Below are 11,991 nucleotides of genomic sequence, written 5' to 3'. Positions count from 1 at the left end.
ATGCCTAGAAACCGGTGAAAATATTTACAAAATTGAGCATCAATACAAAATCGTAATTTTTTAATATTCCACCACAACACTATACCTTGACCCATTTTTTTTGTCAATTTAAGTTTTTGACTGAATCTTTTTCCATTTCCAAAATTATGGTGTAAATTTGCACCAATCTTATATTTTTTATCATGACACGACAAAGCATATCACTAACCGCCCTTAATGAAGAGTGGCTAAAAAATCAGGTCAACACCGAAGAGTTTAGTAGTAAAAGCGAAGCTATCAACTATTTGATTAAACAAGCCCGCTCGCGAGAAGAATATTATGATTTTGTGAGAGCTAAAATAGATAAGGGAGAAAAAAGCGGCTTTGCAAAAAAACAAACCAGAGAAGAAATGTTAGCTGAATTTAAAAAAGATTTGCCTAATGTATAGCTATTATTTAAGTAGCGAGGCAAAAGAAGATTTAAGGAGAATTTATTATTATGGCGTTGCCAAGTTTGGTATTGTTGTAGCTGATAACTATTTCAATATGTTTTATGATTGTTTTGATAAAATAGAGGAAAATCCTTTTTTATTTCCATCTGCCGATCACATTAAAAAAAGTTACCGTTACTGCGTTTGTGGTGTTGATACTATTTACTATCAAATCAATGGAGACAAACGGATAGAAATTATCACCATTATCGGAAAGCAAGACTTTAAAACCTCATCTACATATTTTTTATAAATCCATGGCGCACCAAACCAGTTGATTGGTGTTTGTAAGATGATAATATCTGCTTCTAAATGTTTTTCTACTTCTTCATCGGTATTGTAGCCGCCTTCTACTTTCGTCTCTAAAACTTCAAACCCATTTGTTAAGAAAAAGTCTTTCGCTTTTTGATAAAACGAAGCATTCAATGTGCCTTCGCTCCAATTTGGATAATTTAAATGCGTGTTGATTAATAATACCTTTTTTGCTATACTCATTTTCTTTCAGATATTGTTTGATTAATAATTTATAGACCAAATACTTTTTTTAACTATTTTGGATAATTTTCTAAATCTTCTTTGATGTGTTTGTCACGAAAAACGTCGTAAAAAGAACACAACTTACTAATTCCCTGTCCTTCTTCTTTCTTCTTGATTACCAGCTTGCCTTTGTTGCACTCTTATTTTACTATTTCCAAATTTATAAGAAACAGATAGCTGGAGATTTCTGCTATCCAAATACATAGCAGTTTTATTGAGAACATCATTAACAGCTGCACGTGTACGAGGCCCTGCAGTTTTAAAAATATCATTGCCATTCAAAGAGATTTTTAAATTCTTATCAAGCAATAGGTATTGGAATCCTACTGACAAATTACTTGTTGCCTTATTTTTATATATCCCATTTATTCCTGGAAAATCGTACCAATAATTTGCAAAAAAAAGTACTGTCTTTTTAGTATTTAAAGTAAACTGGTTATCGAGAGAAACTGAAGAATTAAATCCCTCCTGCTTCTGTTCGGTAATAGCAACTCTTGATTTTGAAACAGTATAGTTAACATCTAATGAAAATGAACTTTCTAGCCATTTAAATTTAGTAAAAGAATAAGTTTCATAAACACCATATCTTTGTGTATCCAAATAATTTTCCGTGCTCGATACAACTGTTTCCGTGGCTGGATCTGTTATATCTATTCCTGCAAATAAATTATTTGAAAAACTAACATAAAGTTTACTTTCAAGATCCTTAAATCTATAATTTAAGTCAATATTATCTATAAAGGCAGGCTGTAACAACGGATTACCTCTCTGGCTTTGAAAAGGATTACTGAAAAATATATTTGGATTTAAATTAGCAAAACCAGGTCTTGAAATTCTTTTACTGTAATTTAAATTCAGTGATGAATTATCATTTATTGTATAAGCCAAGTAAAATGTCGGGAAAAACTTTAAATATTTATTTTCTATTGCTCCTGATTTCTCAACAAATGACTGGGTCTGTGTCGCTTCCATTCTTAACCCAAATTGAGACTCCCAGCTCTTATTGATTTTTTTATTTAAAGACAAGTAAGCTGACTGAATGTTTTCAGTATATTCAAATTTAGAATAAGTAATAGGAAAATCTGAAACAGGATTATCGACTAAACCGCTATTAAAACTATAAATGTCATTCTTGGATTTAGAACTTGAGATTTTACCACCATAGCTCCATTTGGCAAATTTAGTTGGATATTCTACATCTACTTTTCCAGATAAATTCGTGATGTCTTGAATATTTGAATTCTCTCCCGCATAATATTGCTCAGAGGTAGGTTGAGGAGACAAAGTAATAGATTCACCATCATAAACTCGGAAATCATTATTATTGAAATTAAAGTAATCTAAATTTAAAGTCAGCCTTCTTCCTAAAGTATCAAGCTTAAAATCATTGTAAAAGTTATACGATTTAATATTTGGTTTTAATTTCGCATTAACTACTGACGATAAGTAACTATCAACATTACCTGATGTATAATCTTTAATAGATGTATAGGGTTTGCTGTCAAAACTTCGGTTATTTTGCACATACAAGACCTGTACTCCCATAGTCCACCAAGGCTTAATTTTATAATTCGTGCTTAAATTTAAATTTAAACTTTTAGCTTTTATTTTAAAAGGATTACTCGAATACCATAAATTATCGGGAAAATAAGTCTCTTGCTTGTTTTCAAATGCATCAGTTACGTCTCTGTAATTAATAACCGAAGAAAAACTTAATTTATCCTTATTGTAATTAAAGCTCCCCATAGAGGCTTGACCAGCATACGTTTTTTGAATGTAAGTAGACTGCACTAAAGCATTCCATGAATTTTCTTTTGCTTTCTTCATCACAATATTAACCAACCCACTATTTCCTTCTGCTTCGTATTTAGCAGGAGGAGTAGTTATAACTTCAATTTTTTGAATAGCATAAGAAGGTATTGTTTTTAAATAATTAGCAAGGTCATCGCCAGAAAGTTGCACAATTTTATCGTCTACTAAAACAGCAAGTGTACTTTTCCCAATAATACTTATATTTTCATTTTGAACTCGTACACCCGGCGTTACACTGAGCGCACTTAAGGCGTTACCACCTGATGAACTAATTGAATTTTCCAAATTAAATACTACTCTATCAATTTTTCTTTCTATTAATTTTTTCCTCACCCCTTCAATAACGACGGATTCTAACTCAACCGCATCACCTACTGAAATTTGCCCTAAATCTTTATCAGTAATTAACTGAAAATTTTGAGAAGCGACTATTTTTGCATTCTGCCTTATTTGCAGCGTATAAAAACCTGGAGCAACGTCGAAGAAAAACGCTCCTTTTTCATTAGTAAGTTCACTTTTAACGGCTAATGAATCTTTATTCACCAATATAGCCTCAATAAATGCACTTGGAATATTTTCTTTTGTAACAACTCTCCCAGTTATCTTAATTTGTGAAAATAGAGCTGTACTGAAAAGTAGTAACGAAATATTAAAAAATTGCTTCATTGTATAGTAAATTGTGAATTTAATTGCACAAAAAAAAGGGGTCTATTATATCCTGCCAAATTATTATTTTTTATTTTAACAAGGAAAGATTTATGACTTTAACTTACTGAAAGATTTAAATATATTCCCTCTTAGGCTATCCAACTTTATTTTCAACATACAAACAACTTCAATTCTACGCAAGGTTTGTTTAGGTATTGTTATTTTATTAATTTTAATTAAATATGACTGTGCACTAATTACACTTCTTCTTAATTGCCTTTATTACACTCTTATTTTACTGTTTCCAAATTTACAAGAAACAGATAATTGAAAATTACTACTCTATTTTTTTTACATTTTTATACATGCCGCCATTAAGCATAGATGGTGACCAATCAAACACTCTAATACTTTCTACTTCAAACGGCTGTCCATTGAGAAAAACTTGAATACTATTATTTTTAGCTATTTTTATCTGCATATCAAATTTGTCTCCCGAATTTGTAAAAGCTTCATTTGCTTTTATCCAACTGAGATAGATAAAAGCCTGTTTTTTTACTTCATGGTTTTCTCCTGTCAACCAGACTACATTTATTTCTTGGGGAACTGCTCGTTCTTTGTAGGGAGCATTGCTAACCCATGGGCGAAGCATATATTCTACTTCACCATTATAATAACTATTTAAAATTTGTAGGAGTTCAAAACTGGGACTTTCAGAAATTATTTCTGGACGCCAATTATAGCGATTACGATAATTATCCCATCTTGATGGACTGGCATCAGAAATATGTAGTATTTCTTTTTCCTCCTCAAATCGCTCTGGTGTTATTCTATACTTTTCTAAATGTTTTTTACTTGCCTTATTTATAATAACATCATCAATTACTTCCTGAGCCTGATAGCGACCTAATTCTATTCGAGTAGTACCAAAATTCATCCATACCATCACCATTCCTTTTGGTGCAAAACCAAAAACCAATGTACTAAAACTATCATAAGCTTCTCCTCCTCCAGATTCGTATCTGCGACCAAGTCTTTTATATTCCTGTGTTTCTCCATTTCTATCGTCATAAGCAGAATAAGCTCTTTCCATATAGTCTTTTATAGTCTCTGATGGGAAATCAATATTTAGTCGATAAAATACGTCTTCATATCCTGAATAATAAGTAATATCCGCCCCTATTGGGGTCCCTTTTTGTGAAGTCCATACAGAACCTGAATCTCCCCATCGCCCTGAGGAACCTCCATAAGGTAGTCCAGCTGGAACTCCTTCGAGCGTCTTTATAGTATCATAAATTGGTTCAATCCTATATTTATTATCTGGAGAACATATTTCTACATGAAATTCTGGCAATGGTTGTATCATCTGACATTGGAGTAATTGAGTACAAAACACAAAGCATGCTATACTCATGAGTATTATTTTTTTCATTCCTCTTTTCACAACTTTGTGTCAAATAAATTACTACTCTATTTTTTTTACATTTTTATACATCCCGCCATTGAGCATAGATGGTGACCAATCAAATACTCTAATACTTTCTACTTCAAACGGCTGTCCATTTAGAAAAACTTGAATACTATTATTTTTAGCTATTTTTATCTGCATATCAAATTTGTCTCCCGCATTTGTAAAAGCTTCATTTGCTTTTATCCAACTGAGATAGATAAAAGCCTGTTTTTTTACTTCATGGTTTTTCCCTGTCAACCAGACTACATTTATTTCTTGGGGAACTGCTCGTTCTTTGTAGGGAGCATTGCTAACCCATGGGCGAAGCATATATTCTACTTCACCATTATAATAACTATTTAAAATTTGTAGGAGTTCAAAACTGGGACTTTCAGAAATTATTTCTGGACGCCAATTATAGCGATTACGATAATTATCCCATCTTGATGGACTGGCATCTGCAAGAAAATATTCTTTTGCAGCTTCATCATAGCGCTCTGAACTTAAACGATAAGTTGATAGGTATTTTTTCTTTGTTTTTTCTATAACAGCTGAATCAGTTAGTATTTGGGCCTGATAGCGACCTAATTCTATTCGAGTAGTACCAAAATTCATCCATACCATCACCATTCCTTTTGGCGCAAAACCAAAAACCAATGTACTAAAACTATCATAAGCTTCTCCTCCTCCAGATTCGTATCTGCGACCAAGTCTTTTATATTCCTGTGTTTCTCCATTTCTATCGTCATAAGCAGAATAAGCTCTTTCCATATAGTCTTTTATAGTCTCTGATGGGAAATCAATATTTAGTCGATAAAATACGTCTTCATAGCGTGAATAATAAGTAATATCTGCCCCTATTGGGGTCCCTTGTTGCGAAGTCCATATAGAACCTGAATCGCCCCATCGCCCTGAGGAGCTACCATATGGGAGTCCTGCAGGAACTCCTTCGAGGGTTTTTATAACATCATACACTGGAGTTATATCATAATTATTATCTGGCGCACATATTTCTACATGAAATTCTGGCAATGGTTGTATCATCTGACATTGGGTTAATTGAGTACAAAACACAAAGCATACTATACTCGTTAGTATTATTTTTTTCATTCCTCTTTCACAACTTTGTGCCAAATAAATTACTACTCTATTTTTTTTACATTTTTATACATCCCGCCATTGAGCATAGATGGTGACCAATCAAATACTCTAATACTTTCTACTTCAAACGGCTGTCCATTTAGAAAAACTTGAATACTATTATTTTCAGCTATTTTTATCTGCATATCAAATTTGTCTCCTGCATTTGTAAAAGCTTCATTTGCTTTTATCCAACTGAGATAGATAAAAGCCTGTTTTTTTACTTCATGGTTTTCTCCTGTCAACCAGACTACATTTATTTCTTGGGGAACTGCTCGTTCTTTGTATGGAACATTGCTAACCCATGGACGAAGCATATATTCTACTTCGCCATTGTAATAACTATTTAAAATTTGTAGGAGTTCAAAACTGGGACTTTCAGAAATTATTTCCGGACGCCAGTTATAGCGATTACGATAATTATCCCATCTTGATGGACTGGCATCTACAAGAAAATATTCTTTTGCAGCTTCATCATATCGCTCTGAACTTAAACGATAAGTTGACAGATATTTTTTCTTGGTTTTTTCTATAACAGCTGAATCAGTAAGTATCTGAGCCTGATAACGACCTAATTCTATTCGAGTAGTACCAAAATTCATCCATACCATCACCATTCCTTTTGGTGCAAAACCAAAAACCAATGTGCTAAAACTATCATAAGCTTCTCCTCCTCCAGATTCATAACCTCTACCCAATCTTTTATATTCCTGTGTTTCTCCATTTCTATCATCTACTCTGGAATACGCTCTTTTCATATAGTCTTTTATAGTCTCTGATGGGAAATCAATATTTAGTCGATAAAACACGTCTTCGTAGCGTGAATAATAAGTAATATCTGCCCCTATTGGGGTCCCTTGTTGTGAAGTCCAAATAGAACCTGAATTACCCCATCGCCCTGATGAGCTACCATATGGTAGTCCTGCAGGAACTCCTTCGAGGGTTTTTATAACATCGTAGACTGGAGTTATATCATATTTATTATCTGGAGAACATATTTCTACATGAAATTCTGGTAATGGCTGTATCATCTGACATTGGGTTAATTGAGTACAAAACACAAAGCATGCTATACTCGTTAGTATTATTTTTTTCATTCCTCTTTCACAACTTTGTGCCAAATAAATTACTACTCTATTTTTTTTACATTTTTATACATCCCGCCATTGAGCATAGATGGTGACCAATCAAATACTCTAATACTTTCTACTTCAAACGGCTGTCCATTTAGAAAAACTTGAATACTATTATTTTCAGCTATTTTTATCTGCATATCAAATTTGTCTCCTGCATTTGTAAAAGCTTCATTTGCTTTTATCCAACTGAGATAGATAAAAGCCTGTTTTTTTACTTCATGGTTTTCTCCTGTCAACCAGACTACATTTATTTCTTGGGGAACTGCTCGTTCTTTGTAGGGTATATTGCTAACCCATGGACGAAGCATATATTCTACTTCGCCATTATAATAACTATTTAAAATTTGCAGGAGTTCAAAACTGGGACTTTCAGAAATTATTTCTGGACGCCAGTTATAGCGATTACGATAATTATCCCATCTTGATGGACTGGCATCAGAAATATGTAGTATTTCTTTTTCCTCCTCAAATCGCTCTGGTGTTATTCTATACTTTTCTAAATGTTTTTTACTTGCCTTATTTATAATAACATCATCAATTACTTTCTGAGCCTGATAGCGACCTAATTCTATTCGCGTAGTACCAAAATTCATCCATACCACAACCATTCCTTTTGGTGCAAAACCAAAAACCAATGTACTAAAACTATCATAAGCTTCACCTCCGCCAGATTCATAACCTCTACCCAATCTTTTATATTCCTGTGTTTCTCCATTTCTATCATCTACTCTGGAATACACTCTTTCCATATAGTCTTTTATAGCCTCTAAAGGAAAATCAATATTTAGTCGATAAAACACATCTTCGTATCCTGAATAATAAGTAATATCCGCCCCTATTGGGGTCCCTTTTTGTGAAGTCCAAATTTTCCTTGAATTGCCCCATCGTCCTGACGAACCTCCATAAGGTAGTCCAGCTGGAACTCCTTCGAGCGTCTTTATAGTATCAAAAATTGGTTCAATCCTATATTTATTATCTGGAGAACATATTTCTACATGAAATTCTGGCAATGGTTGTATCATCTGACATTGGGTTAATTGAGTACAAAACACAAAGCATGCTATACTCGTTAGTATTATTTTTTTAAAACTATCCATATTGTATATTACGGTTTCTTTCTATTGCATTCTTTATACCTCCTACCTTAGGACCGTAGCCAAATTTGGTAGCGCTAGACGACCAGTGCAAGTATTCATTTCGCAGTGTTTTTAAATCATCTTCATTTATATAATCCTGATATTTAATTTTTTTTATAGCAGCGAGATATTCATTTGTAATATTCTCCCCACTATTAAACCGTATAACATACTGATTTCTTAAATGCGAGCAAGCATTGATGTAACGCACTAACTGATTGTTTACTGTTATCAGAAAAGAACTTTTTATTTTATGGTCATTTAGACTTAAATTCTTATATGCTACATCAAATTGTTTTGAGTAATGAAACATTTGGTTTAGCGCAACCTTATCATAACTATTGTGTATGTTTTTTCTGGTACCCACCAAGCCGAAGTTCCCTACAGGATTAGCGTCATACTCTACAGGTACTTTTTTAGTAAAATCGGTAGTATAAGAATGTACAATTTTTAACTCATGAGGTTTGTACCATCCTTCTTCTTCTAAAATCTCTTTAAATTTATTACAATCTCGATTAAAATAAGGTTCATAAAAAAGATCTACATTTTCTGAATCATTCTCGACATAACAGCCACCAATATCTGAGTGAACTCCAGGTAGAGTAAACTCTAATCCATGTATCCCCGCACTATTTATATTGGTCAAGTCAAAATTATCACGGTGTTCGTCGTCTGCAGCAAACTGAAGCACAAAAGAAGCCTTATTAACTGCATCCAACCCCAGTTGTTTGGTATCATTATCTATAATACTTATCGTCGTACCCGGAATTGCTTTGCCCCGATGGTCTGCACCGTAAGCAGCTACAGTATCGTATAAGCCAACAAAATTAAAAATGATATTTGCAGGTATGACATCCCACTTCGCAAGACAAGCACCAAAAAAACCATATTTTTGCACCTGCATATCCGTTTCTTTTGTTTTTAAATATCTCGGGCATTTTATGCCAAATGGAGGAAGTGCAACTTCGTAATTACTAAACGTAGGATTATTGGTCTCAACAGGATTAGTCGCTATGTGCAGAAAATACCTAGCTGCAGTGGCTCCTCTGCTAAACCCAAAAACATTTACTTGTAACGTAATGGCTTTTCCCGCATATTCATTCAAACCTTTCCCTGCTTCAAAACATCCTTTGGTTACTTTTGCCTTTACACCACGAATACCCTCACCCAAAGGGATACCGGAATTATTAGGCAGATTGCCAAAAAAAGTAGTCTCACTTTTTAAGTTTTCAGTTCCTATACCTTCTATATAAACACGTACTTGATTTTCTTTGGTAGGATCTGTAGCATCAAAACCTCGCGCCACATTAGAATAATCATTTGTATAACTATCATCTACGTGATTAGAATTAGGATGCAATTTTCCTGCTTCAGTATTTGTTTTATTATTTTGTGTGCCATCAAAAAATAAATTAAGCCTTACTATTTTTTCGTTAGAAAGTGAATCATCTGGATGTAATGGTTCATATTCTCTATGAACAACACCACCTTCTCCTCCGTCCCAATTAATTTCTGTAGCGGCATTTATATTAAAATCACCTTCTGTAGCATGTAAATCCATTTTCCCTCTGGTGGTATTTTTCATCTCTCCACCGATAATTCTTACAATACTCATAATTATTTATTATTAAATTTTGTTCCTAATGTGAGTGTACACTTTTAAAGCTTTTAATATTTATGGCAACTTCTTTGTTATCGAAACTCGCCAATTTTGCGATTTATCTTCTCTGTGCGATTTCTTATTCTCACTTACTTATTATATTTCGAGTTACCATAAAAGAACACGCTGAAGGATCTGTTTCCTGAGCCAAATCATAGTTCACGTTTACTAATTTGTAGTTCTTTCTACAAACTTTTAATAATATTGAAACGACATAATAAAAATTACACTATTTCATTAAAGCGATAAATATATCAATAAATTCTTATAATTAAATATTTTTTAACAAAGTTTATATACTACATATTATAATGATCTAGGATTAAAAAACAACAAATTGAGTTATTCGTCAGAAACATTATCAAAACAAACCGCTATAAACCAACTATCTACAAAAACTACATCATGATAAAAGTGGAACTAGCATCTTCTCTTTGCCACATAAATTAAGAGGCTTTAAAATTATCACATACCAGATATCCTCTACTTACCGCATTAATATAAACTGGGGCTTAAATTCTACATCTTTGTTATTCAATTATAGCCTTAGTTAACAGGTTTAGATTCTTAAAACTGATTAAATTTTGTGGTAAAATCGACACACAAAATTCTTTAAAATTTGGTTTTCATAGTATATACTATCTTACGAAGGTTAGATTCGAATACAACTCAACCACAAAAAGAAAAAAAAAGAAAAAAAAACCTACAAAACACAAATCACCATAGCATCTAACAAACCAAAAGGCATTTGATAATTTATTAAGAATTGTTTCTATATTAGTATAAAATTTGAGCTAACACAAAATGCAATGAAGAGATACTTACAGATTCATATTTTGCTATTAATGCTTTTTCTATACACATCCTGCCAACAAAAAAGAATAGAGGGAGAAAAAATTATTATCAACTCCGAAACTAAAAGAGTAATCACCCCAGACGAACTTCCATCGTTATCTCGAAATATCATACAAGATAGAAAAGGCAACATTTGGATTGCGACATTTACTGGTGTATTTCGTTACGATGGAAACTCTTTTACCAACATTACAAGCAAAGTAATTCCCTTCCGTTTTTTTTCAATTTTAGAAGATAAAAAAGGAAACTTCTGGTTTGGAAGTATTGGCTCAGGTGCTTATTATTACGATGGCAAATCTTTTCAGAATTTCACAATCAAAGAAGGGCTTCTTAATAACGAAGTAACAAGTATTTATGAAGATAAAAAGGGTACTATTTGGTTTGGTGTTTCTGGAGGAGCAAGTCGTTTCGACGGAAAGTCTTTTCAAAATTATATTATAGAGGGCAACGAAATGAATGTCGATCTTACTGGGAAAACTTTTCCAAGCAGACGTCCCTATGAGGTTAACTCTATCATTGAAGATAAAAAAGGCAAAATTTGGTTTGCTACAAGAAGCAACACCTTTGCCTATGATGGAAAAACATTTTCAGTTTTCTCTCATAACGACAAACCTTTTAAAAATGTTCGTTCCATAATAGAGGACAAAAAAGGAAATATCTGGCTTGGTGGAGCTGATGGTCTTTGGCGCTATGACGGTAATACATTCACTAATTTCACAAAGAATTTTACTGGCTATATAATCGAAGACACAAAAGGCAATATTTGGACTACTACACAAAAAGGCAATAGTCAATCTTGGGCACTTTTTCACTATGACGGAAACTCTTTGTCTGATAAAAAACCAATTGTAACCGAAATTAGCACTGCAGATAATGTTCTTTTTGGTATTTTAGAAGCTCGAAATGGGGACATTTGGTTTGGATCTATGAACGGTGTGCATCGCTATGACGGAAAAACTATCAAAGACTTTAAAAATAAAGACAATTAGAAATAACATTTTCAGTCAACAATACTAAACATTAGCTTTTCTATATTAAAACAAGAATACATTTTACAATGCTATAAAGATTTAGCACAAAATACACGTATGAATAAGCCTATAAATAGCTAACTGAAAATATTTTTTCATTTTATATTTCATTAAAA

10 protein-coding genes are annotated in these 11,991 nt (G+C 32.9%); 3 read left to right on the top strand and 7 right to left on the bottom strand.

From position 1 onward, the window contains the following. Positions 1-182: 182 nt before the first annotated feature. Positions 183-428, top strand: coding sequence for a ribbon-helix-helix domain-containing protein (locus tag QWY99_RS01805; RefSeq protein ID WP_290260296.1), 246 nt, complete (start codon positions 183-185; stop codon positions 426-428). Further along, complete coding sequence (locus QWY99_RS01800) at positions 421-723, top strand: type II toxin-antitoxin system RelE/ParE family toxin (RefSeq protein ID WP_290260294.1); 303 nt, start codon at positions 421-423, stop codon at positions 721-723. Before QWY99_RS01805 ends, QWY99_RS01800 begins: the two co-directional genes overlap by 8 nt. Here the strand turns inward: QWY99_RS01800 and QWY99_RS01795 are convergent. From QWY99_RS01795 to QWY99_RS01765, 7 genes are all read right to left on the bottom strand, one after another. Next, a complete protein-coding gene (locus QWY99_RS01795; RefSeq protein ID WP_290260292.1) occupies positions 639-965 on the bottom strand; it encodes an NAD(P)H-dependent oxidoreductase in 327 nt (108 codons plus the stop codon). The genes QWY99_RS01800 and QWY99_RS01795 overlap by 85 nt on opposite strands. Positions 966-1,091: 126 nt before the next feature. Further along, positions 1,092-3,485 carry an outer membrane beta-barrel family protein gene (locus QWY99_RS01790; protein ID WP_290260290.1) on the bottom strand — a complete coding sequence of 798 codons (2,394 nt, stop codon included), beginning with the start codon at positions 3,483-3,485 and terminating at the stop codon, positions 1,092-1,094. Between the two features lie 319 nt (positions 3,486-3,804). Continuing rightward, entirely contained in the window at positions 3,805-4,881 is a 1,077-nt protein-coding gene (locus QWY99_RS01785; RefSeq protein WP_290260289.1) for a DUF2931 family protein, read from the bottom strand. Positions 4,882-4,932: 51 nt separating this feature from the next. Continuing rightward, entirely contained in the window at positions 4,933-5,961 is a 1,029-nt protein-coding gene (locus tag QWY99_RS01780) for a DUF2931 family protein (protein ID WP_290260287.1), read from the bottom strand. Positions 5,962-6,059: 98 nt separating this feature from the next. After that, positions 6,060-7,088, bottom strand: coding sequence for a DUF2931 family protein (locus QWY99_RS01775; protein WP_290260285.1), 1,029 nt, complete (start codon positions 7,086-7,088; stop codon positions 6,060-6,062). 98 nt (positions 7,089-7,186) lie between these two features. Further along, positions 7,187-8,215, bottom strand: coding sequence for a DUF2931 family protein (locus QWY99_RS01770; protein ID WP_290260283.1), 1,029 nt, complete (start codon positions 8,213-8,215; stop codon positions 7,187-7,189). Between the two features lie 67 nt (positions 8,216-8,282). After that, positions 8,283-9,944: a T6SS phospholipase effector Tle1-like catalytic domain-containing protein gene (locus tag QWY99_RS01765; protein WP_290260281.1), complete on the bottom strand. Its 1,662-nt coding sequence runs from the start codon at positions 9,942-9,944 to the stop codon at positions 8,283-8,285. Positions 9,945-10,798: 854 nt separating this feature from the next. Between QWY99_RS01765 and QWY99_RS01760 the strand changes: the two genes are divergently transcribed. Continuing rightward, positions 10,799-11,833 (top strand): ligand-binding sensor domain-containing protein, encoded by a 1,035-nt coding sequence (locus QWY99_RS01760; RefSeq protein ID WP_290260279.1) that lies wholly within the window; start codon positions 10,799-10,801, stop codon positions 11,831-11,833. The last annotated feature ends 158 nt before the right edge of the window (positions 11,834-11,991 follow it).

Source organism: Flavobacterium branchiarum (assembly GCF_030409845.1).
GTDB lineage: Bacteria > Bacteroidota > Bacteroidia > Flavobacteriales > Flavobacteriaceae > Flavobacterium > Flavobacterium branchiarum.
Note: the sequence above shows the minus strand (reverse complement) of the source record. Positions and strands in the feature narration are given on the sequence as shown.

What these genes read in the sequence shown, in the direction of transcription:
- QWY99_RS01795 (WP_290260292.1), bottom strand. Translation starts at nt 965, where the DNA reads ATGAGTATAGCAAAAAAGGTATTATTAATCAACACGCATTTAAATTAT.
- QWY99_RS01760 (WP_290260279.1), top strand. Translation starts at nt 10,799, where the DNA reads ATGAAGAGATACTTACAGATTCATATTTTGCTATTAATGCTTTTTCTA.
- QWY99_RS01785 (WP_290260289.1), bottom strand. Translation starts at nt 4,881, where the DNA reads ATGAGTATAGCATGCTTTGTGTTTTGTACTCAATTACTCCAATGTCAG.
- QWY99_RS01800 (WP_290260294.1), top strand. Translation starts at nt 421, where the DNA reads ATGTATAGCTATTATTTAAGTAGCGAGGCAAAAGAAGATTTAAGGAGA.
- QWY99_RS01780 (WP_290260287.1), bottom strand. Translation starts at nt 5,961, where the DNA reads ATGATACAACCATTGCCAGAATTTCATGTAGAAATATGTGCGCCAGAT.
- QWY99_RS01765 (WP_290260281.1), bottom strand. Translation starts at nt 9,944, where the DNA reads ATGAGTATTGTAAGAATTATCGGTGGAGAGATGAAAAATACCACCAGA.
- QWY99_RS01775 (WP_290260285.1), bottom strand. Translation starts at nt 7,088, where the DNA reads ATGATACAGCCATTACCAGAATTTCATGTAGAAATATGTTCTCCAGAT.
- QWY99_RS01770 (WP_290260283.1), bottom strand. Translation starts at nt 8,215, where the DNA reads ATGATACAACCATTGCCAGAATTTCATGTAGAAATATGTTCTCCAGAT.
- QWY99_RS01805 (WP_290260296.1), top strand. Translation starts at nt 183, where the DNA reads ATGACACGACAAAGCATATCACTAACCGCCCTTAATGAAGAGTGGCTA.
- QWY99_RS01790 (WP_290260290.1), bottom strand. Translation starts at nt 3,485, where the DNA reads ATGAAGCAATTTTTTAATATTTCGTTACTACTTTTCAGTACAGCTCTA.